The 22,218-nt window shown below is 36.2% G+C and carries 24 protein-coding genes, 1 tRNA gene and 1 riboswitch; of the genes, 6 read left to right on the top strand and 19 right to left on the bottom strand.

Annotation, left to right across the window (positions count from 1 at the left end; genetic code table 11):
- Positions 1 to 251: 251 nt before the first annotated feature.
- The gene (locus P6922_RS03510) at positions 252 to 1,706 is read left to right on the top strand and encodes a class I adenylate-forming enzyme family protein (protein ID WP_276874339.1); all 1,455 of its coding nucleotides are present in this window, start codon (positions 252 to 254) and stop codon (positions 1,704 to 1,706) included.
- 96 nt (positions 1,707 to 1,802) lie between these two features.
- The gene (locus P6922_RS03505) at positions 1,803 to 2,408 is read left to right on the top strand and encodes a DUF805 domain-containing protein (RefSeq protein ID WP_276874337.1); all 606 of its coding nucleotides are present in this window, start codon (positions 1,803 to 1,805) and stop codon (positions 2,406 to 2,408) included.
- Between the two features lie 127 nt (positions 2,409 to 2,535).
- Here P6922_RS03505 and P6922_RS03500 read toward each other — a convergent pair whose 3' ends face one another.
- Positions 2,536 to 3,948, bottom strand: a complete 1,413-nt coding sequence (locus tag P6922_RS03500; RefSeq protein ID WP_276874335.1) for an alanine/glycine:cation symporter family protein — start codon at positions 3,946 to 3,948, stop codon at positions 2,536 to 2,538.
- Positions 3,949 to 4,031: 83 nt separating this feature from the next.
- Positions 4,032 to 4,124: riboswitch (glycine riboswitch) on the bottom strand.
- 186 nt (positions 4,125 to 4,310) lie between these two features.
- Positions 4,311 to 5,378 (bottom strand): M24 family metallopeptidase, encoded by a 1,068-nt coding sequence (locus tag P6922_RS03495; RefSeq protein WP_276874332.1) that lies wholly within the window; start codon positions 5,376 to 5,378, stop codon positions 4,311 to 4,313.
- 77 nt (positions 5,379 to 5,455) lie between these two features.
- Here P6922_RS03495 and P6922_RS03490 point away from each other — a divergent pair, with 77 nt between their 5' ends.
- Together P6922_RS03490 and P6922_RS03485 are read left to right on the top strand one after the other, a co-directional pair.
- Complete coding sequence (locus P6922_RS03490) at positions 5,456 to 6,589, top strand: hypothetical protein (RefSeq protein ID WP_276874329.1); 1,134 nt, start codon at positions 5,456 to 5,458, stop codon at positions 6,587 to 6,589.
- Between the two features lie 29 nt (positions 6,590 to 6,618).
- Positions 6,619 to 6,695, top strand: a tRNA-Arg gene (locus P6922_RS03485).
- A 35-nt stretch (positions 6,696 to 6,730) separates the two neighbouring features.
- On the opposite strand, the gene P6922_RS03480 is transcribed toward P6922_RS03485, so the two are convergent.
- The 8 genes from P6922_RS03480 to P6922_RS03445 are packed head-to-tail and all read right to left on the bottom strand — an operon-like array spanning position 6,731 to position 13,927.
- Positions 6,731 to 7,909 carry a type II secretion system F family protein gene (locus P6922_RS03480; RefSeq protein WP_276874327.1) on the bottom strand — a complete coding sequence of 393 codons (1,179 nt, stop codon included), beginning with the start codon at positions 7,907 to 7,909 and terminating at the stop codon, positions 6,731 to 6,733.
- Positions 7,910 to 8,914, bottom strand: coding sequence for a type IV pilus twitching motility protein PilT (locus tag P6922_RS03475; RefSeq protein WP_276874325.1), 1,005 nt, complete (start codon positions 8,912 to 8,914; stop codon positions 7,910 to 7,912).
- 9 nt (positions 8,915 to 8,923) lie between these two features.
- On the bottom strand, positions 8,924 to 10,066 hold the full coding sequence (locus P6922_RS03470) for a GspE/PulE family protein (protein WP_276874323.1): 1,143 nt from the start codon (positions 10,064 to 10,066) through the stop codon (positions 8,924 to 8,926).
- A 47-nt stretch (positions 10,067 to 10,113) separates the two neighbouring features.
- Positions 10,114 to 10,797, bottom strand: coding sequence for a DNA alkylation repair protein (locus P6922_RS03465; protein WP_276874320.1), 684 nt, complete (start codon positions 10,795 to 10,797; stop codon positions 10,114 to 10,116).
- Between the two features lie 48 nt (positions 10,798 to 10,845).
- Positions 10,846 to 11,739 carry a M23 family metallopeptidase gene (locus P6922_RS03460; protein WP_276874318.1) on the bottom strand — a complete coding sequence of 298 codons (894 nt, stop codon included), beginning with the start codon at positions 11,737 to 11,739 and terminating at the stop codon, positions 10,846 to 10,848.
- Complete coding sequence (locus P6922_RS03455; RefSeq protein ID WP_007554934.1) at positions 11,736 to 12,320, bottom strand: DUF4446 family protein; 585 nt, start codon at positions 12,318 to 12,320, stop codon at positions 11,736 to 11,738. The genes P6922_RS03460 and P6922_RS03455 overlap by 4 nt, the downstream gene beginning before the upstream one ends.
- A 1-nt stretch (position 12,321) precedes the next feature.
- On the bottom strand, positions 12,322 to 13,173 hold the full coding sequence (locus P6922_RS03450) for a ParB/RepB/Spo0J family partition protein (protein ID WP_276874315.1): 852 nt from the start codon (positions 13,171 to 13,173) through the stop codon (positions 12,322 to 12,324).
- Entirely contained in the window at positions 13,166 to 13,927 is a 762-nt protein-coding gene (locus tag P6922_RS03445) for a ParA family protein (RefSeq protein WP_007554920.1), read from the bottom strand. Before P6922_RS03445 ends, P6922_RS03450 begins: the two co-directional genes overlap by 8 nt.
- A 387-nt stretch (positions 13,928 to 14,314) precedes the next feature.
- Between P6922_RS03445 and trxA the strand changes: the two genes are divergently transcribed.
- Entirely contained in the window at positions 14,315 to 14,638 is a 324-nt protein-coding gene (gene trxA / locus P6922_RS03440; protein WP_007554767.1) for a thioredoxin, read from the top strand.
- Positions 14,639 to 14,835: 197 nt separating this feature from the next.
- Here the strand turns inward: trxA and P6922_RS03435 are convergent, their stop codons facing one another.
- The 9 genes from P6922_RS03435 to P6922_RS03395 are packed head-to-tail and all read right to left on the bottom strand — an operon-like array spanning position 14,836 to position 20,746.
- Positions 14,836 to 15,273, bottom strand: a complete 438-nt coding sequence (locus P6922_RS03435; protein ID WP_276874313.1) for a hypothetical protein — start codon at positions 15,271 to 15,273, stop codon at positions 14,836 to 14,838.
- Positions 15,257 to 16,615, bottom strand: coding sequence for a hemolysin family protein (locus P6922_RS03430; RefSeq protein ID WP_276874310.1), 1,359 nt, complete (start codon positions 16,613 to 16,615; stop codon positions 15,257 to 15,259). The genes P6922_RS03435 and P6922_RS03430 overlap by 17 nt, the downstream gene beginning before the upstream one ends.
- A 3-nt stretch (positions 16,616 to 16,618) precedes the next feature.
- Positions 16,619 to 17,212, bottom strand: coding sequence for a shikimate kinase (locus tag P6922_RS03425; RefSeq protein WP_276874307.1), 594 nt, complete (start codon positions 17,210 to 17,212; stop codon positions 16,619 to 16,621).
- A gap of 2 nt (positions 17,213 to 17,214) precedes the next feature.
- Positions 17,215 to 17,664, bottom strand: coding sequence for a hypothetical protein (locus P6922_RS03420; RefSeq protein WP_276874305.1), 450 nt, complete (start codon positions 17,662 to 17,664; stop codon positions 17,215 to 17,217).
- The gene (locus tag P6922_RS03415; RefSeq protein ID WP_276874303.1) at positions 17,657 to 18,976 is read right to left on the bottom strand and encodes a PilN domain-containing protein; all 1,320 of its coding nucleotides are present in this window, start codon (positions 18,974 to 18,976) and stop codon (positions 17,657 to 17,659) included. Before P6922_RS03415 ends, P6922_RS03420 begins: the two co-directional genes overlap by 8 nt.
- 1 nt (position 18,977) lies before the next feature.
- Entirely contained in the window at positions 18,978 to 19,373 is a 396-nt protein-coding gene (locus tag P6922_RS03410) for a hypothetical protein (protein WP_276874300.1), read from the bottom strand.
- Positions 19,366 to 19,881 carry a type II secretion system protein gene (locus P6922_RS03405; RefSeq protein ID WP_276874296.1) on the bottom strand — a complete coding sequence of 172 codons (516 nt, stop codon included), beginning with the start codon at positions 19,879 to 19,881 and terminating at the stop codon, positions 19,366 to 19,368. Before P6922_RS03405 ends, P6922_RS03410 begins: the two co-directional genes overlap by 8 nt.
- Positions 19,878 to 20,246: a hypothetical protein gene (locus P6922_RS03400; RefSeq protein ID WP_276874293.1), complete on the bottom strand. Its 369-nt coding sequence runs from the start codon at positions 20,244 to 20,246 to the stop codon at positions 19,878 to 19,880. Before P6922_RS03400 ends, P6922_RS03405 begins: the two co-directional genes overlap by 4 nt.
- Entirely contained in the window at positions 20,246 to 20,746 is a 501-nt protein-coding gene (locus P6922_RS03395; RefSeq protein ID WP_007554905.1) for a pilus assembly FimT family protein, read from the bottom strand. The genes P6922_RS03400 and P6922_RS03395 overlap by 1 nt, the downstream gene beginning before the upstream one ends.
- 336 nt (positions 20,747 to 21,082) lie before the next feature.
- Between P6922_RS03395 and P6922_RS03390 the strand changes: the two genes are divergently transcribed.
- Entirely contained in the window at positions 21,083 to 22,195 is a 1,113-nt protein-coding gene (locus tag P6922_RS03390; protein ID WP_276874291.1) for a YadA-like family protein, read from the top strand.
- Positions 22,196 to 22,218 lie beyond the last annotated feature (23 nt).

Below are 22,218 nucleotides of genomic sequence, written 5' to 3'. Positions count from 1 at the left end.
GTATTTTTACCGTAAATAAATATTAAGTACATTGACATATTTATATTAGGTTAGTTTTATTATTTTTGTATATAAATTTTGTACATATTTAGGTACTTGCTAAAAGGTGTATTGTAAATGAATTTTTGCAGTTGTATTTATATTTCATAATATATGAAATTTTCAATCTTTAGTACCTGCAATTAGTACCTGTTTGTACATATTTTATATATCTGTTAAAATGGGTTCATAATATAAAAAAGAGGTGTAGTATGTTTTTACATGAAATATATAAGCATGGTAATCCCGATCATGTAGCTTTTTGCGGTAAGGCGAATGCTACTTACGGAGAGTTGGAGCGTTTTGTAGATTTGTATCGCAATGAGCTTTATTCTCTCGGTGTAAGAGAGGGTAATAAGGTAGGTTTGTATTGCGGTAATTGTGCCGAGTTCGTTTATGCGTACATGGCCGTTGTGAGTTTGGGTGCGATAATCGTTCCGATAAATAATTCGCTGATCGGTCGTGAGGTTGATTATATTTTGGATGATTCGGAGGCGATTTTCGTTATTTCCGATAAAAATCTTGATATAAAAAACAAGTTGGTAGATATTCATGTGTTGGATAGCGATGCACGCAGTGAAAAATCTCCGAAGGCTCCTGATTTCCCTTCAGATTTGACCGAGGATGATGTGTGTACTTTCGTTTATACTTCCGGTACTACCGGTGCGCCGAAGGGTGCGATGCTTTCTCACAAGAATTTGATTCGTAATGCACAGCAGACAAATATGGTGGTAACTCATTATCCCGAGGATAATACTTTGTGCGTGTTGCCGATGTTCCATTGTTACGGGTGGACACTTTCCGTTATAAATCCGCTTTTGCAGGGTTGTACGATTACCGTTTTGAATACTAAAAATCCTGCGGAAATTTTGCGTTCGATTGAAAAATATAAGGTAACTACCGCATTTATGGTTCCGCCTATTTACAATCTGATGGCAAGAAAGAGTAATCCGGATCCGGTTAAGACAGTGCGTCTTTTCGTTTCGGGTGGTGCTTGTTTACCGCAGCCGGTTGCTCAGGCATTTTTCGAGGCGTACGGACATCCCGTTATTGAGGGATACGGTCTTACCGAAGCTTCTCCGGTTTGTTCGGTTCTTCCGCCTGATCAGCCTAAGTACCTTACTTGCGGAAAAGCAATTCCGGGAGTTGAGGCAAAAATTCATACCGATGATGATACGAAACCGTACAAGCCCGGTGTGGTAGGTGAACTTTGGATACGTGGCGATAACGTAATGAAGGGTTATTGGAAGCGTGAAAAGGAAACAAGGGAAACAATTACAAAGGACGGTTGGCTCAGAACCGGAGATATTGCGTACATGGATAAGGAAGGTTATATATACATTGTCGATCGAATAAAGGATATGATTATCGTAAACGGAGAAAATGTATATCCTCGTGAGGTCGAGGAACGTATTTATGAACTTAAAGATGTCGGAGAATGTGCCGTTGTAGGTCATCCCGATGCAAAGCGCGGTGAAACTGTTTGGGCGTACATCGTCATGAAAGAGGGAGAAACTTTCGATGAGGATAAAATAAGAGGTTACTTGCTCAAAAATCTTGCACCGTTCAAGGTTCCGCATCGTTTTATACCTCTTGATGAACTTCCTAAAAATCCGACCGGTAAAATATTGAAACGTGTATTGCGTGATCGTGATAACGATATTTGATACGAAACTTCCGCAGCAAATGTTGCGGGAGTTTTTATTTACTTTTGAATGATATTATATTAATATACTTATAATACTGTTTTTTTAGGAGAGTTTATGGATATAAAAAATAATTCAAAAGGATTTTTATGTGTTTTGAAGGAGAAGTATTTTACTTTCAAGGGACGTTTGAACAGAAAGCCTTTTTTAATTCGTAATTTGATATTGTTTGCATTGTCGGCATTTATACGTGTTTTGGCTTTTTTGGTGCTTACGGTGAATGTAAATTTGCTTTTGTACTTGTTTATACCGATTGTTTTTTTGTATGTGTTTTTTTCATGGTGGGCAAGTCTTTCTCTTACGATACGAAGATTGCATGATGTAGGATACAGTGCGAAAACGGTGCTTTTTCCTTTGATTTTTGCAAATATTATTTCCATTGTGTGGGTGGTTGTCGGTACGATTTTGTATTCGGTAAATCCTTCAATTTTGGAAGGTGGAGAAGTATTTTTAGTTATCGTAGGTTTGTGTAATTTTATTCTTTCTTTGTTCTTGCTTTTCAAGAAGGGTAATAAGGGTACAAATCGTTTCGGTGAGGATCCTCTTGAGCTTGAGATGAAAAAATTTATGGAAAAGTTCAATATCGAAGATGTGGAAGCGGAGGATTTAAGAAATAACGACAGATATTTTGAAGATAAATCTGATGAGGATAAAAAGTGTTGATTTTTGTGAAAATTGAATAGTTTATGTGGGCGAAGAGTGATGCTCTTCGCTTTTTGTTTGTAATAAAAAAGTACACTCGATAGGGTAAGTGTAAAACACGCCTTATAAAGTGTACTTGTTATTTATATTAAATTGTCGGTGTTGTATTTATGTTTTTAAATTCGCTTGCTTTCTTTTCCTTGTATGATTTTATTCGATTGTTTCTTTTTTCAAGGAATTTGAAGTATTTGTTCGTTTCTTCTACCACTATTCCCGACAGTCCGATAATGGCTACGAGGTTCGGTATTGCCATAAGTCCGTTTACTATGTCGGCAAGTGTCCATATTTCTTCAAGTTTGAGCATTGTGCCGGATGCGATAATTAAAATGAAAACTACTCTGTAGGGCATTATGCTCTTTGTTCCGAAGAGGTATACAAGACAGCGTTCGCCGTAGTAGCACCATCCGAGTATTGTGGTGAATGCAAAGAGTGTAAGTGCAATTGTGAGGAATAACGGTCCGAAGTATCCTATTGCACCGGAGAATGCGGCTTGTGTGAGTGCCGCTCCGTTTACATCGCCGGTCCATTGTCCGGACACGATTACCGTAAGTCCGGTGAGTGTACATATGATTATGGTGTCGATGAATGTACCGGTCATGGATACAAGACCTTGTTCGGCGGGCCATTTTGTTTTTGCGGCTGCCGCTACAATTGGTGCCGAACCCAAGCCGGATTCATTTGAGAAAAGTCCTCTTGCGATACCGCTTCGCATTGCAAGCATCATACCTGCTCCGGCAAATCCGCCCATTGCCGCAGTTCCGCTTGTCGCTCCTTCAAATACCTGCATAATAGCAAACGGAAGATTTTCATGATATATACCGAGTATTGCTATCGTGATTATAAAGTACGTTACCGACATGAAAGGTACTATTTTTTCTGCAGCTTTCGATATTGTTTTAAGTCCGCCCAATATTATTATCGCTACAAGTATTGTAAGCAAAGTACTTCCGAGCCATATCGGCACATTGAATGTAAGAAGCAATGATGAAGTTATCGCATTTACTTGTGTAAATGTACCGTTTCCCAGCATTGCCGTAAGTGTACCGAATATGGCAAACATGACTGCCAAAGGTTTCCATTTTTTGCCGAGTCCCTTTTCTATATAGTACATAGGACCTCCGGAAATTTGGCCTTTTGCATCGACTTCACGATATTTTACTGCAAGCACACCTTCGGTGTATTTTGTCGCCATACCGAAGAGTGCGGCAATCCACATCCAGAATAATGCACCGGGACCGCCGAGTTTTATTGCGGTAGCGACACCGACGATATTTCCTGTGCCTACCGTTGCGGCAAGTGCCGTACAAAGCGCTTTGAATGAGTCTATATCTCCGCTGCCTTTATTTCTTGCGGAAAAAATAAGTTTTAAAGCACTTTTCAAGTGATGAAATTGGAGTCCTTTCAAACGAACCGTCATCAAAATTCCGGTTCCCACAAGGAGAATTAAAAGCCATGGGCCCCATACAATTCCGTTGATTTGATTTAAGATGTTAAGTACCATACTCCACCCCTATCTGAAAACCCTGCCGTTCTCTAATGACAGAACCGGCAGGGCAGGGGAAGGCTACTTTCACGGTGTTACCGTGTGCCGGCCCTGTCCTTTTGCCTGAGAGATTGAGGAATTTCTTCCCTTGCCCCTTCGGCGCTCATTGTATGAGACTCTCCAGAGACGTGTCGGTATATAGTTTCGTGTTCATAGAACGCCTGATAGTGTTACTCCTTCGGCAGACTTACGTCTTTTTCCATATACGTCATCCACTTATCTAAAATTGTAGTGGAATCATTATAAATTATAAAAAGTCAAAATTCAATAGGTTTTGTAAAAAAATTTTAATTATTTTTTATTTTTCTAAAAAATAATTTTTATAGGGAAATATAAGGATTGTGAGATACTTTGTTCAATATTTCACATCCGTTTTTTGTTACCGCAACCAAATTTTCTATGCGAACTCCGAATTTTTCAGGAATATAAATTCCCGGTTCGATTGAGAATATCATGCCCTCTTTTGCGATTATTTCGCTCGTGGGACTTACTTCTCCGGTTTCATGAGTTGTAAGTCCTATGAAATGTCCGAGTCTGTGTGTGAAGTTTTTTCCGTAACCGGAATTTGAAATGTGAGTTCTTGCAATTTTATCTATATCGGAAAGTTTTACTCCTTCTTTTATCGCTTTTGTCGCTTTTTCGTTTGCTTCTTTTACAATGTTGTGAACTTTTTTCATTTCATCGGTCGGAGTGCCGAAAAAGTATGTGCGTGTCATATCCGATGCGTATCCGTCTTTCATACAGCCTATATCGATCAGCACTATTGTGTTTTCTGTAAGTTTTTTATCCGTTACCTCGTGGTGGGGATTTGCCGAACTTTCACCGAATGCGACAATCGGAGGGAATGAAAACCCGTCCGCACCGAGTTTTTTGTATATTTCAGAAAGTTTGTATGCCGCTTCTTTTTCCGTCATGCCGACTTTCAGATGTTTTACAAGCTCTTTTATTGCAAGGTCGTTTATGTGTGAAGATTTTCTCATTTTCATGATTTCGTTTTCATCTTTTATCGAGCGTACTTCGTCTACAATTTCCGAACCGTTTACAAATGTCAAATCTTTTCTTCTTGAAAGGAGTTCAAGTAAAAATTTCGAGTACAGAAATTTATCTATACCGATTTTGGAATTTTCAGGTATTTTGTCGGATAAAAGTTTTATATAGTCGCTTCCGTCAAGGTATGAGATATCTTTGAAAGTGTGTTTTTTCAAAGGGAAAAGTTTGTTTCTTATCCAAAAAGAATCGTTTCGACTTATAACGAAAACCGTAAATCTTTCTCCGGCATCTATAGTTTCATCCGTTAAATATTTTATTGAAGCTTCTTCGCTTACGATAATGAAGTCGATTTGTTCGTTTTTCATCATTTTTCTTATTTTTTCCGTTCTTTTTTGCATGGTAACATCCTTTCTCTCTTTTCAAATTGCTTTTTCTTGTATATACTGAAGAGTGAATGTATAAAAGGAGGCGTTGTATGAGTTTATCTGTTAAGGATATTTTACTGTTGGATTATTTTGACAATAAACCTTTACATACCGAAATTTCCGTCTACAAAGAAAAAATCTACGGCAAAAATACTCATGAACGCTTGCTTTCTCTTCTTGATAACGGTTGGATAAGGTACAGCACGCCTAAGGAAACTTTGCACATGCTTCCGGAAAAAGCGTTGTCGGATTTTCTTTCCCGTCATGGTGTAAAGTCGGAAGGTTCAAAAGCCGATCTTATTCGTCTTATTATACAAAAAATTCCGGAAAAAGCGTATTATCATGCAGTTCCGAAAGTATATACGGTTACAAAAAAAGGACGTGACGAAATAAGCCATAATATGGCGTATATTTTAAATGCACGTGAAAATTACGGACTTTCCGAAAGTGAAATACGTCATTGGCAGAGTTATCTGTCACACAAGGGAGAACCTTATAATTCAAGAAAAGTACTTGAACGTGCGATGAATGAAAAAGCTTCCGTTTATATAATGGCGGGGGAATGGTCGAAACTTAGAAATTTGTACTATACAACGGCGAATTTTTACTTGCGTTCAAAAGATAATGAAAATGCCGTTTCATACTTGCTTTTGGTATTCTTTTTGGATATTTCGGGTATGCGGGATAAAAATCGTTTGGAAAATTATGAAAAATTGTTCCGTACACCGAAGGCGATTATACTTTTGATTGACGAATTGCGCTTAAAGTTGAAAATTTCTCTTTTCGATATGAAACCGAAATTTCTTTCTACAATTGCACGTATGGCGCCGAGACTTCCGTTTTCTTATTTTTCCGTTCATACTTCGGCATTTATTTTGACGGAGTGTTTGAGAGGTACGGATTTTTCTCCGAGAAAGTATATTACGGAAAGAAATGTTCCGGATCCTTCCGACAAGGGGTATAAATTCGATAAGAGCGGAAAAACTGCAAGCGGTTTATCTGTGCATGATTTTCCTTTTAAAGCAAAAAAGAAAGAAAAACTCCATATACCGGTATTTGTACCGCCGGAAATAAAAAAAGCAGAAGATAAAAAAATTTTGAAGAAAAACAGAAAAGTCGAGAAAAAAGAGGTTGGGGAAAAGGGTATAAAAAAAGTTATAAATTTAATATCCTCTTTTTTTTAAAAATATTCGTGATATACTTATACAAGTATGCGTCCATAGCTCAGATGGATAGAGCAGCGGTTTCCTAAACCGTGTGTCAGGGGTTCGACTCCCTTTGGGCGCACCAAAAAAGGACTTCCTTTGTCGGGAGGTCCTTTTGTTTTACAATCCGTTGAAAATATTTATCATCGGCAGCCATACCGATAAAAGTATGAATGCGGTGAGTATGCCGCAAAAGACAAGTATTGACGGTTGTAATATCGTTTTATAGAAAAGCATTCTTTTTGAAAACTCTTCCTCTTTTCTTTCGGTGACAAGCTTCAAAAAGTACGGAAGTCGTCCGCTTTCACAACCTGTAAAAATCAAATGCAGCGATGTTTTGTCGAAAACGGAAACTTTTTCCAATGCTTTCGGAAGAGTTGCACCTTTTTTTATTTCCGAGAGAATACGTTTTACAATACTTTTCGATTTATCGTTTTTCATGGAATTTTGTATATTTTCAAGCGAGTCGTAAATCGTGTATCCGCTTTCCGAAAGTATTGATAAATACATACAGAAGCGTGAAACGAAAATGTTTTTTGTAATCGGAAATTTGTACAGAAAATCGTTTTTCAGATTTTTTCCTTTTTCGATTTTTATAAATAATCCGATTGCCATGACAAGTAACAAAATAAAAAGTAAAATGTAAATTCCGAAATCTTTCAGAAAGAAACTTGTTTCAAAAATAAATTCTGTCGATGCCGGAAGTTTGAAATTCATACTTTGATAAAGCTCGTAAAATACCGGTATTACCAAAGTCATAATTACATAGAGAACAATAAGTGAAAATATAAGAACCGTAACGGGATATGCAAAAAGTTCCGTTAATTTTTTTCGCATTTTATGTTCTTTTTTGTAGTAATCGGCTGCGGTTTCAAGTTGAAGGGGAAGTGTTCCGGTAGCTTCGCCTATTTTCACCATTGATATGAAAAAAGACGGAAATTCCGATGTTTTCTCAAGACTTTCACTTATTGAAAAGCCGCTTGTTATCGAGTTTTTTATTTTTCTGATGACTTTGATTTCTTTTTCTTTCCGGTTCATCTCCAAAATATCTAATGTTTCGATGACGGAAAGTCCGCTTTCTATAAGTGATGCCCATTCCGATGCGAAAATGTACAAAGTTTTATAATTTTTGAAAACTCTTTTTTCGAGTTTTATAAAAGTGCGTTTTTCTTTTAAACTTATAACTTTCAAGTACTTGTTTTCAAGAATTTTTGCCGCATCTTTTTTGCTTTTCGCAATGATTGTGCCGGAGCTTTTTATTCTGTTTTCATCGTAGCATTTGTATAAAAAAGTTTTCATTTACAAACTCACAAATTTCAATAAATCTTCAGTTTCACGAAAGTTCATTTTTGTTTTGCGTGCAATTTGCAGGGCACTTTGTTTCATTGTAATCATTTTGTCGTTACCCAGCTCGATGTAGCTTTTTATTTGCTGATCTTTTCCGTCACGTATAAGCCTTGCAACCGGTTTTGTACATTTCAATATTTCACGCAGCGTGAAGATTTTTTTATTGTGGAAATATAATTTTTGTGAAATGACAAAACGCAATTGTGATGCCAGAATTTGGCGTATTTCCTTTTCGTCCCTGCAGGCATGCACGATGCGTCCGATTGCTTCATCGGCGGTTTTGTTGTGTAATGTCGTAAGTACAAGATGACCCGTTTCGGCTGCAAGAAGTGCCGCACGCATCGTGTTTTCATCACGCATTTCTCCAATCACGAGTACATTCATATCTTCACGCAGCGAGTCCAAAACTCCTTGGTGGAAATTTTCCACGTCACTTCCGATTTCACGTTGGTGAATAAGTGATTTTTCCGATGTGAATTTATACTCGACAGGGTCTTCGATTGTGATGCAATGTTTTGTATATTTTGTATTTATTTTATTTAAAATTTGCGCAAGAAAAGTGCTTTTTCCGCTGCCGGCAGGACCGGAGATTATTACAAGTCCGCTTTGTATCTGTGCAATTTCTTCCGATAAATCATCGTTTTGCTCAATATTTTTCAGTTCGGGTAAAACTCTTATCGCAATACAGGTTTTATCGGAGGATTTATAAACGTGCAAACGTAAACGTACGGAGTTTGAGGATAATGAAAAATCGACAGAATTTTTTGTTTTGAAAATATTTTTCTTCTTTTCGTCAATTACTTCATTTATGAAAGAAATATCTATCGCTTTTTCAGTTGTTTTGTGAAGATTTCCGAGTTCACGCACGATGATATTTTCATTTTCGGTAATGTGTATGTCCGTAAGTTTCGGATATTTTGATGTCAATTTGTTTATTAAATCAAAAAGTTGTTTCATTTTTTATCCTTATAATAATTCGTCAAAAGATACCGTTCCTTGTTTCACGTGAAACAATATCGCCTCTTTCAATGTCGGTGTACCTTGTTTTTTTATCAAATTTTTAAATGTTTCGGAGTTGTCTTTATTTCTTATTGCATTTCTTGCTTCGTTGTTTACATACAGCATTTCAAATGCGCCTATACGATTTTTTATTTTTCCGTTGTTCAAGTAGACTTGAGTATTTTCCATGTCGGGCGGCAATTTATATTTTTCTATAATTTCTTTTGTTATTTTATATTCTTTTCTGTCTTTGTCGGAAAGAGTTCCGAGCAGTTTTTGTGAGATTACAAGTGTGAGTGCTTCCGACAAAATTTTTGCATCTATACCAATGTCTATAAGTCTGAAAGGAACTTTTCCGGCTTCATCGGTATGTACGCTTGACAGTACCAAGTGTCCGGTGAGTGCCGATTGTACCGCTATCTTTGCGGTTTCCGCATCACGTATTTCTCCAATCATTATTACATCGGGATCGTGGCGGACGAATGCACGCAGTCCTTTTTCAAATGTAAGTCCGGATTTTTCATTTACTTCTACTTGCGTTATTCCTTCTATTTTGTATTCGATGGGATCTTCGATGGAAAGTATGTGCAATTTGTTTTTGTTTAAAAATTTGAGTGCGGAGTAAAGTGTGGAAGTTTTTCCCGAGCCGGTCGAGCCGCTTGTGAGTATAAGTCCTTTGCGTTTTAAAAGACAATGCTCGAATATTTCCTTTTGTTTTTCCGTCATACCCAAGTCGAAGTTGTCTATAAAGGAAAGTTTTTCCGGCAAAATACGAATTGTCACGCATTCTCCGTAAAGTGACGGAAGAAGTGAAAAGCGAAGATCGTACCGGTTGTCGTCAATTTCAATCGTGGCGTTTCCGTCTTGAGGCAAACGTTTTTCTCCTACATCCATATGACTTATGACTTTCATTCTTATTACAAAGGAGGATAAAACGGTATTCGGTAAAAAGCAAATATCTTCCAATATACCGTTTATACGAAAACGTATGCGCACTTGATTTTTCTGCGGTTCTATATGTATGTCGCTTGCATTTTTTGAAATTGCATTTTCTATAACCGTTTTTAAGAGCATTTCCGCTGAATGTGATTTGATTTCCAAAGTATTCACCTCTTTTTTACATTATAATTTATGTTTAATAAAGGTACAATTTTGTTTCACGTGAAACTTTTCAAGGTTTTCAAATAATCTTTAAGTTTCGGATTTATTTTTCTGCTTTCTCTTGTTTTTTGTATTGCTTTTTTAAATACGGGTTCGGAGAGTTTTTTGTTTGTAAGTATGGAAAGTCCTTCGTTTTCATTTTTTGCAAGCAGTTCGGCAATGCACCAGGCTTGCATCATTTGTATGTAGTATTTATCGCTTTTTTTGTATAGCGCTTTTTCAAATATTTCTTTTTCATAATTGTTTTCAATGCAGTTTGTCATCAGCATTTCTATTGCAAAGCGTACTGTGTATTCGTGATCGCTTTCGAGCCATTTTTCTATGTACGGTTTTATTTTGTCGTAATTTTTTTTGAAATTTTTCGGCCTTAAAGTGTCGCATACATACCAGTTGTCGATTTGCGGTAGAAATATTTCTATTTCATTCGTTGTTTGAATGATGTTTTTTGTTTTTGAAATATTTATTGCATGGAGTAATTTTTCTTCAAGATATTTGTGTTTGATTTTTTTAAATTCTGAAAGTTCCGTTTCTGCGGAGTTTTTTTCGATTTTTCGTATTTCATTCATTCGTACTCCGATGATTGCATTTTCGTTTATTTTAGGAATAATTTTTTTTAGAAAGTTTTTGTATGTTTTGTCGCTCTTTTCAAGAAGTTTTTCGGTGAGTGTTTTTTCTTTCATTGTCGCTCCTCGTTTTCATTGTTTTACAAAAAAAGAGTCTTTCGACTCTTATATTTGTGTTTGCATAAACGGAATCGGATTTACCGCAGTTCCTCCTATTCGTACTTCGTAATGACAGTGGGGGCCGGTGCTGTATCCGGTGCTTCCGATAAGTGCGATTATATTTCCTTTTTCTACTTTTTGTCCGACATTTACCAAGATTATGGAGTTGTGTCCGTACCTTGTTACTATATTTCCGGCATGTTGTATTTCTACAAGATTACCGTATCCTTCCACATAGGATGCTTGAGTTACCATTCCGCTTGCAGTTGCATATACAGGTGAACCGTATTCTGCGGCGATGTCGACACCTTCGTGTATTTTCATTTGTCCGCTTATGGGATCTGTTCTAAGTCCGAACGGGCTTGAGATGGTTCCTTTTGTCGGCCAGATGTCGGGTGTGTCGTTGTTTGCATTTTGTGCGAATATTCCTTTTTTTATAAGGACGTTTGTTTTTTGTTTTGCAAGTTCTTTTATTTGGTCGTTCAGTTTTTTGTCCAGCGTGTAAATTTTTTTCAAAAGTTCGCCGGGATCTTTACTGTTTTTTTTTATGGTTTTCAGTTCGTTTGTACTTTGAGTGTCCGGTCCGCCTTGTCCGTTGCTTGGTGAAATTACGGAAATTTTTTGTATGTCACCGACCATTTTTTCAATTGTTTCGCTTTTTTCTTCAAGTTTTTCAAGTTTTTCATCTGCCATTTGAAGCTGTTTTTTGTAAAGTTCGTTTTCGTTTTTGAGATTTTGAGTCAAAAATATCGAGTATATGGAAATCAAAATTATTATTGCAATTAAAGCTGTTATTGCAATAAGTATGTATTTTGCTTTTTTTCCTTCTTTTACTGTCAGTATGTAGTTTGTGAAATTTTTTTCTTTTTGTTTTTTTATATCAAAAAGATTTTTTATCATTTATTTTCCTCGATTTTTTTCGCTTTGTATTCATTTCTCTTTATGTTTCTGTTTACGTTTTTCGCTTCGGGTTTCTTTGCTATCGAAGGCATGAGTTTTTGCATTGCAAGTTCTACCGATTGTGCTTCTTCTACCGATAGCGGTTCTTTTGCACGACCGTTCAATATGCGTTTTCCGTATATGCGTGAGGTTTCACGTCCGGATAACGAGGTGATTACCACACCGTTGTTTCTTCCGTCCAAAAATGTAATCGAGAAACTCAGTTTGTCACCGGTTTCTTCAAATGCGTCGTATTTCAAAACGCCGATTTTTTGTACGGAGTTGAGTTGCATTGTCGCCAAAAGCTCCTGCTGGTGCAGCATCGCTTTCGATGTTTGCATCATTTCACGCAATTCACGTACTTCGGTGGAGAGTTTGAATTCCAATGTTTGTCCTTTTTCTCCCGCCATGAAGTAGCTGTATTTCTTATTCAGTCTGTTTATTTTTGCACGCATTTTCAATACTTGAAAAAGTATGAAAAGTAATATAAGTACTACTAGTGCGCCTATTCCCAATAATATGTGTTGATTTGTAAATTCCATTTTATCTACCGTCTTTTTTCAAAAGTTTTGTAATTCTTGTAAATTCGTCTTCGTTCTTGAAGGAAATGGTAATTGTTCCTTTTTTACTGTTTTTTCCTCTGCCGGTTTTTATTTTTACAGGAGTTCCCAATGATGTGATTATTTCTTCTTCCATCGCACGAAGATATGTCGATATTTGTACTTCTTTTTTCGGCTTCGGTGTTGTTTTTTCACTGAGTATTTTTTCAACTTGTCTTGCGGAAAGTCCTTCTTCGACTATTTTTTTTGCAAGTTTGAGTTGTTCGGCAACGGTTTTGAGTGCCAAGAGAGGTCTTGCCTGTCCCGTTGTGAGTTTTTTGCTTTGGAGAAGTTTTTGTATAGCATCCGGAAATGTCAGGAGTCTTAACGTGTTTGTTATGTATGATCTGCTCTTACCTGCTATTTGTGACATTTCTTCTTGAGTGAGGTCGTATTTTTTTATTATACTTTCGTATGCTTTTCCTTCTTCGATAGGATTTAAATCTTCTCTTTGCAAGTTTTCTATGAGTGCGATTTCGGCACTTTCACGATTGTTGTATTCTTTTATTACAACGGGAATTTTTTCAAGCTGTGCATTTTTTGCCGCACGAAGTCTGCGTTCTCCGGCAATAAGTTCATAGTTTCCGTTGTCTTTTTTACGAACGATTACAGGTTGAACGACACCGTACTTCTTTATCGACTGCTCAAGTTTTTTGAGAGTTTCTTCGTTGAATGCTTTTCTGGGTTGGTTGGGGTTTGCATCTATTTGATTTACGGGTATTTCCTGTATGTTTTTGTCTATGTCCTCGCCCAAAAGCGCTTTCAAGCCTCTTCCCAATCTTTTTTCTTTAGACACGTTTCAGGACCTCCTTTGCAAGTTTGCGATATGCTTCCGCACCTTTTGATTTTTCGGCATATGTAAGTATGGATTCTCCGAATCCCGGTGCTTCGGAAAGTTTTATCGTTCGAGGAATTATTGTTTTGAATACTTTGTTTCCGAAGTATTCTTTTACCTCTTCGGCAACTTGCATGGAAAGGTTTGTACGGCCGTCAAACATTGTAATCAAAATTCCCATAATTATAAGTCGGGTGTTTAATTTACGTTTTACGGTCTCAATTGTTTTCACGAGATGAGAAAGGCCTTCCAATGCGTAAAATTCCGCCTGTATCGGTATAATAACCTGATCCGATGCTACAAGTGCATTGAGAGTGATAAGCCCGAGTGAAGGTGGGCAGTCAATCAGTATGAAGTCGTAGTCGTTTTTTATTTTATCGAGTTTTTTCTTGAATATAAATTCACGCTCTTCCATGAGTGCCATTTCGATTTCGGCACCGGCAAGGTTTATTGATGACGGTAAAAGACGAAGATTTTTTAAATCGTGTTTTAAAATTGAATCTTCAATTTGACAGTCATTCGTGATTACGTCATAAAGGTCGTATTTTATTTTCTTTTTTTCAATTAAAAGGCCGCTGGTCGCATTTCCTTGTGAGTCGGAATCGACAAGTAAAACTTTTTTTCCGGCATTTGATAAAAATGCGGCTAAATTTACCGCAGTGGTAGTTTTGCCTACTCCGCCTTTTTGGTTGATTATACTGATGATTTTACCCATATTTTATCCTTTCATATACAATCAGATTTATTATAACACAGAGAGAAGTGTTTTTTTGATAGGTAAAAGGTGAAAATAAATATAAATATCCGATGTACGATGTTTTAAAGAGGGAAATGAATTTCAAATAAATCAAATGAAATACGCCTCAGCCGTTGTGGTTTTTCGCTCGATAACGTGAAAGGTAATAAAAATGTAAAATATGCCTCGGTGTATTCTGTTTCGGGCTTGTTTTCGGTAATGAAAGCGGCACTTCGGCAATGAAAATTATGAAATGGTAATGTTTTAATCCGGTTGAAATAAAAACTTTACAAACATAAAAATTAGTGGTATATTGAAGTAAATTGATAAATATAGATATATTTAAATATTTTTCGGAGGTATAAAATGGTAACTGAAATAAAGACAGCTGAACAATTTGAAAAAGATGTTTTGGGAAAATCCGGTTTTGCACTTGTAGATTTCTGGGCGGTATGGTGCAGACCTTGTAAGATGATGGGACCGGTAATCGAAGGTGCGTCAGAGTTGTTTGAAGGTCAGGTTTCTTTTTACAAAGTGAATGTTGACGAAGTTTCCGAACTTGCTTCAAAGTATGAAATTATGAGTATTCCGAATATGATTATGTTCAAGGACGGTAAGCCCGTAGGATCCATTACAGGTTATCATCCGATTGCCGAATTAAAGCAGAAAATTCACGATATTATCGGATAATTCTCTTTTTATCTTTTCCGACTTTTCGATATTTGAAAGGTCGGTTTTTTATTTTGAAATAAATTTGCGTGGAAAATAAAATTTATAATTTTTTGGTGATTTTACGATGTTTCGTTTTTGTATTTAAAAACCGACCTTTCAAAGTTGTTATTACTTTTGAGGTCGGTTTATTTTATGTAGTGTTGAAATTTTATAAATTACAATATCCACAAATCTCCGATTTTTTGTACTCCGTTTATTTTGCGTTCTTCTTTTTCATCGGTTGTGAGATTTTCATTTTTTTCCTGAGTTTTTTTATTTTTTGATTTTTCGGTTTTTGATTTCTTCTTGGCTTTTTTCTTTGATTTTTTCTTTTTGTGTGACTTTTTGTATTCTTTTTTCAATTTTTCACGAAGTATATAGAATTCTTCGTCATCTTTTTCTTCGTTTTCAAATAGGTTTTCTTCTATTTTTTCAAGAACGTTTGTAAGTGAGTCCAGTCCTGCACGAAGGTGGTAGAGGTACATTATTTTTTCTTCCAAATCGTCGGCGGCTTCTTCAATGAGCATATTTTGCATTATGGAATGTATGTCGTTTATTTTATCTTGTACTTCTTCCATGATTGCAATGAGTATTTCTTCATTGTTGTTTGTCATCGGTTTTCTCCTTAGGTATTTCTTTTATTGTCATTTTGACTTTTTCTATACGGTGATTGTCTTGCGATATTACTTTGAAGGTGAGATTTTTAAATGTCGTTTCATCGTTTGTGTCCGGTATATATCCGAAAAGGTATGTCACAAATCCGCCGACAGTTTTGTAGTAAGCGTCTTCTTCGTGAGGTAGTTCGTTTTCGATTTCGAAGAATTCACGGAATTCGTCTATGCTGCAAAGTCCGTCTATTATCCATGTGTTGTCGGTTTCTTTGACGAATTTGTTTTTTTCTTCGAGTATATCGTCTTCATCTCCCGGCATGTCGCCTACTATTTGTTCCAGTATGTCGTGGAGTGTTACAAGTCCGGAAAGTGTACCGTATTCGTCTATTACTATCGCTTCATGTACACCTTTTGTTTTGAATATTTGCAGTGCTTTTGTAAGCGTGAGCGTTTCGGGTATGTAGAGCGGTTCATAGATGGATTTCATGATGGTTGCTTTTATCGGACGGTCCATGTTTTCTTGGTGTTTGAGTAAAACTCTGCTTATGTCGACAAGGCCTTTAAATTCATCAAGTGAGCCGTTTCCTACCGGCATTCTGAAGTGTGATGTCGTTTTGATTGTTCTCCATACTTCATCGACTTCTTCTTCAAGGTCTATCCATATCAGTTGTACTCGTGATGTCATACAGTCCGCTACGGTTCTGTCGTTGAGTTCGAATATACGGTCTACGAGTTCCGGTTCTTCTTTGTCGAAGGTACCCAGTTTTGCACCTTGTCGAAGCAGTACTTTTATTTCTTCTTCGGATACGGGTCTTTCTTCTTCCATATTTATGCCGAGCGATTTTACAATGAGTTGTGTCGTGAAGTTGCAAAAAATTATAAGAGGTTTGCATAAAAGCGACAGCCTCATCATCGGTTTTGCAAGGTAGCATGATGCTTTTTCCGGTATTGCAAACCCGATCCATTTCGGTACGAGTTCACCTACAATGAGCATTACATATGTAACACATGCTATTACGATTACTATCGAAAGCCATTCCGCATAAGTCGAGAGTAACGGGATTTTTGAAAGTTCACGTGCAAGCGGTGTCGATAATGACGCACCTGAAAACATACCGGTGAAAATTCCTATTGCCGTTATCGAAATTTGTATGGTTGAAAACATTTCCTCGGTATTTTCGGTAGCTTTCAAAGCAGCTTTTGCACCTTTGTCGCCTTTTTCAGCCATTTCCGCAAGTTTTGTCTTTCTTGCACCGACTATTGCGATTTCCGCAAGTGAACATACTCCGTTTAAAAGTATTAAAATCGCTAAAATTAAAATTTCAAGCCACAATCGGCCTTCCATAATTTATCCCTCTTTTTTAAAACCGTTAAATTTTTTATTTTTATAGTAATTTTTTTTGTAATGTCGTTTTTCAAATTGTATTTTTTCTCTGTCAAGGTATCTTGCAATATCGAGCGCCGTTTTTGCCGGATGTCCGAGCGTGGTATTTATGGCGAAATCTGAACGCTTTTTCCACGGATGCCATAACTTCAGCATGTATTTCACATACTTTTCGGTGTTTTTGTAATCCATTGTCGGACGTTTTCCTATGCTTTTATTTACACGCTCAACCAAACGAAACGGACGTGCGTACAAAAGTATTACAATACCGTATTCGGACAAAAGTTGAAATCTCTTCTCCGTCATGGGGAAATTGCCGCCCATTGCAATTACGGCTTCGTGGTAGTAACGTACTCTGTTTATAATTTCCGTTTCTTTTTTACGAAAAGCTTTTTCACCGTTCAATTTGTAATAAGTTGCAATTTTCATTCCCGTTTCATGTTTTATAATTCGATCGGTATCTGCAAGTTGGAACCCCAATCCGTCTGCAAGTATTCTTGCCGCACGACTTTTTCCGGTACCCATCGGTCCGATAAGCACAATATTTCTTTTTTTCATTCCTACCTCATTTGCGGTGTCAATATCTCCAATTGAAATTCGGTTGTTGCTCCTTTTCGTGTTATCTTTTTCAATGAAGGAATACTTAAATTTTTACTTTTTCTTATTATACCAAAAGTGTTTGATATTTGTCGGTAACTTCCTTCACAAATCAATGTCGTTTTTCCGTTTTGTTCTTCGTGAATTTCCTTTATTGAAACACCTGAATTTTCGATTTCGCCAAGTAAATCGTTATCAAACGAGTAAAGATTTTTGAAAAATTCTTCGTGTCGTGCCATGCTTTCATCTTCAGTCCAGTTTTCGAGTATATTGTTTTTGTTTTCAAGTAAAATACGCTCTTTTTTTGTTGAGGAATATCCGAAGTAAAGAAGTCCTGAAATCAACAGCAGTATAATTGTCGCTGCAATTATGTATTTTTCATCGGCGGCATATTTTAAATATTTTTCATTCATGATTGTTGTCCTCATCGCTGCATACAAAGTTGAATTCTATGAGATTGTTTTTCGTTTCGGATTTTTGCAAGTTTGTATTTTTGAAATTCGTTTTTAAATTTTTTTCAAATTTCAAAAGGCATGCTCTGTCATTTGAAGTTCCTTTTATATTTATCGTGCCGTCTTGTATCTCGATTTCGGATAATGTCACTCCGCTCGGAACGGATTCCGCCAAATTTATCAAAAACGGTACTTCATAAGTTTTTTCCGCTTGAAGTTTTTTTATGTTTTCGTATTTTTTGTTTATGGATGCAAGTTTTTCATCATACTTGGTCTTGCGTTCTTCGATTGATAAAAGATTTTTTGAGCGGTTTCGTTCAACTGAAAGTTTGAAATATTCACTCAAAAACAGTGCGGATGTGAAAATTAGAGATATGAATGAAATTACGCAAAGTGTTTGCAAAGCTTTGAGTATAAATTTTTCTTTTGAAATGTTGAAAAATCTTTTTCCCGTTGCAGTTTTCAGACACATTGTATGTTTCGTGAAATTTTTTATCAACGTTTTTAAGTTCTCTTCGGTCGTGTCGCTTACTACGTTTTCGCCGAGTATTTTCAATGCTTCTTCGCTGTCTTTTTTCGTTGTCGTATTTGTGCGGAGAAGTATTATTTTTTTGTTTTTGAAATATTCGGTTTCGAGTTCATCGATTTTGAAGTTTCGTTTTTTCGTTTCCGAATGTCCGTAAAGCAATTTCAGGTTTTTTCTGTTTTGGTAAAAGATTGTAAAACCGTCACCGTATGAAGTGCATATTTCCGTGATGGGAATTATTCCTTGCATATATTTGTTTTGTTTTTGCGCTTCTTCGACAATCGGTAAAAAATCTTCTTTTGTACAACTTGCAACATATACAAACATCGCATTTTCTTCATAATTGTAATTTTTTATACGATATGTATTTATTGCCGTTCTATGTTCATCGGATTGTACGTAATTTTCCCAGTTCAAGGTGTCTTTCAATTCTTCATCGGTAAGAATGGGATACTTGTTTATGTCGAGTTTTATGGAATTGTCGTTACCTATGAGGTATATATTGTTTCCTGTAAAAAAATTGTCCGAAAGAAGTGTAATTATTTCTTTTCTTTCACTTAAAAATTCTTGCGGAAAAAATATTTCTTTCAGTATCTTTCCGTTTGCAATTTCAAAAGCATATGCGCCTTCATCAAAAAACCAAATATACGTCTCTGTCGGTTTGAAAATATTCGAGTAAAGATTTTTTAAATGATTTTTTATTTCAAAATATTCATTTTTCAAAAACTCTTGCACGTTTTCATTCATACTAGGTCTCACAATCTTTTACAACAAGTTGTTTATTTTTCAAAGTGAAAGTGATTTTTACCTGTTTCGTTCTTTCTTTTTCTTCATTTATGCTTTTTGAAATCAAGGTCGCTTCCGTTTCGTCGGTGGATTTTTTTATTTGCGTCAATTGTACTTCGACCTTGTGATTATCCGGATGAAGGATTTTTTTGTCTGTAAAAATACCGTACTTTTTGACATATTGTAAGCCCCATTCCGCACCGGATTCGGCGGCATAGTACAGTTTCGTATTCGTTTCTTGAAGCGATTGAGTTTCATACAATCTGAGTGCGGAAACTGAAATTGCCGATATTATCGAAAGAAGTCCGATGAATATAAGTATGGTTACAATTGAAATTATCCCTTTTCGCTTATTCATAAACTTCACCTTTTTTGAAATAATCGGCAAGTGAAATAATTGCGGTTTGTACCGTTATTTGTTTTCCGCCTGCATCTTCACAGTTGTAATTTATATTTACAAGTCCATGTTTATGTACGTAAAAAGGTTTATTGTCATTCGCTTTTATACGGAGATTTGCCTCGGTAAGAGGTTGTTTTTTGCCGTTGTACAGTGTCAAGTACCACATACTGTTGTAAATTCGCATTTTGTAAGGTGCGATTACTTCATACTCGTTGTAATTGTAATAAGTAATATTTTTTTCGTATCCGTCTTCGGTTCTTTGTATTCTTTCCTTGGTGTTTCTCAAATGATCGTTTATGAAATCTTGAGTAAAAATACGTATGGATTGTTCACTTAAATTTCGTGAAATATTATAAACGGATTTCGATATATTTGCCCACAAAGGAAGTGTAAGCGTGAGTATTATCGTCATGACGGAGATTGAAATCAGTATTTCGGATAAAATAAAACCTTTTCTTTTTTTCATTTTTCCGCTCCTATGTAAGTGGTAAGCGTGAAAATTTCTCCATCGCAACCTTCGACATTGCAATGTACTTCCTTCATCTTTACACCTTCAATTTCCGTTAAAGTTCGGTTTACGGATACATTGTACTTCGTTCCGTTCAACTCAACGGCGCCTGTCGGATAGGCCGCATTCTCATGAAAACGCTCGTTGTACTTTATTGTATCGACAACTTGGCATGCGATAAGAACCTTTTCACTTTTTCGGAGTATTTTTTGCTTTATATCGAGAGTGTTCTTGACATAAAAAAAGACGGTTGCAGACAAAATCAATATTACGAATATTGAAATTTGTACCGACAACCATGTGCTTCCTTGTCTTTTATACATTAATTCAAAATCTCCGTTCTCGTTCTACCTGTATAAAGTGCAACTGTTACCTTTATTGCGTGACGTTTGTCTTTCGTTTGTAAAATGATTTCGTATGAATCGCCCTTAGGTGTGATACCCGTTTTATCGAAGAGAAGATTTATTCTTCCGGTTGACGTGATTTTGTCCGAAAGATAACCCCTACGATGTCCGAGCTTGTTCCCTTGAACGGTGTACCAATACACACGTCCGTCATCTCTTGCTTCACAATGAAAAGCAACAAGTGAAGAACGCAAAGGCTTTGATACGTCTTCGATTTGGTAAATATCACTTTTGGCATCTATTTGTGCGGAACGTATTGCATGTGTAAGAGTCTGTGCGGAAATAAAAAGTTCACGCTTCGCATTCTCTTCTTCGATAACGGGAACTGCAAGTGCAAAGAAAAATCCGACAATGACAATCGCAACCAAAACTTCCACAAGAAGATATCCGGATTTTTTATAAATTTGAAAAGATTTCATACTTAAGATTTTATTTAAAATTTATATAAATATACTTATAAATCAATTTAACATATAAATATTTTTAAAATCAAGTTTTTATGCAAAAAAAGTAAAAAAGTCAGTTAAAAATCTAAATTGAAATATAAAAACGGAGATTGAAATATAATGAAAGATATATAAAAATTTAAATACGGTTTAATAAAAACCTAAAATGTTTAATTAATGTTAATTTTAGGTTATTTAAAAATTTATAAATAAAAAATAGAAAAATAAAATATTAAATATTGACTAAACCGGGGGGGGTGATACTCTTGAAAAAGAACTTATATTTATGCATAAATAAGGAGGATTATTATGTTATCAAGTAAAAAACTTACAAGTCTTGTACTTGCAGGGCTCATGAGTGCAACAATAGGATTGGGAGTATCGGCAGCGGACCCGGCGACACCTCCGACAGCCGAATCTAATAAAAAACTGATAGAAGCAAATGAAAAAACAATAAAAGAAAATAAAGAGTTGTTGGATAAAGTAGATGATCGTTCCGAAACAGATCATATGGCGATTGAAGGATTGAAGAACAATAAAGCTGATGCGGAAGAAACAAAAAAAGCACTTGAAGAAAACAAACAAACAATAAATGAAGAAGTAAAAGACAGAAAAAGTGCCGACAGAATATTAAACAAAGATATTGAAGCAAACAAGTCCGCCATTGCTGAAAACAAAACGGCTATTGAAGCAAACAAAACAGCTATTGAAGAGAACAAAAAATTGCTGGATAAAGTAGATGACCGTTCCGAAACAGATCATATGGCGATTGAAGGATTGAAGAACAATAAAGCTGATGCGGAAGAAACAAAAAAAGCACTTGAAGAAAACAAACAAACAATAAATGAAGAAGTAAAAGACAGAAAAAGTGCCGACAGAATATTAAACAAAGATATTGAAGCAAACAAGTCCGCCATTGCTGAAAACAAAACAGCTATTGAAGAAACCAAGAAAACAGTTGAAGATTTAGATGTGACTGCCGGAAAGAAAGGTATCGAAGCAAACAAAACAGCTATTGAAGCGAACAAGAAAGCAATCGACTTGAATGCCGCAAAGATTGCTTCTATGGATGTGGATGCACAGAAAGGTATTGCAAAAGCTACCGCACTTGCAGGACTTCATCCGATTGATATGAATGACGGGGACAAGTTGAGCTTTGCCGTAGCTGCAGGTACATACAAAGATGAAACTGCAATCGCAGCCGGCGCATTCTACCGTCCGAATCGCAATATGCTGCTCAGCTTTGCTTCCACATTGGAAAATGAAGATCAAGCTTACAATGTAGGACTTTCATTCAAGTTCGGTAAAGAAGGAAAAGTTGAAGAAAAAACAGCCGATGTTGAACAGCTTTACAAATTAATCGGTGAATTGCAGGCAAAACTTGCACAACAACAAGCAGAGATTGATGCTTTGAAAAAGTAATGAAAGATAAAAAAGCAAGTACC

It is taken from the genome of Dialister micraerophilus, from assembly GCF_947090205.1.
GTDB lineage: Bacteria > Bacillota > Negativicutes > Veillonellales > Dialisteraceae > Dialister > Dialister micraerophilus.
The sequence above is the reverse complement of the archived record's forward strand: the minus strand, read 5'-3'. Positions and strand labels throughout refer to the sequence as shown.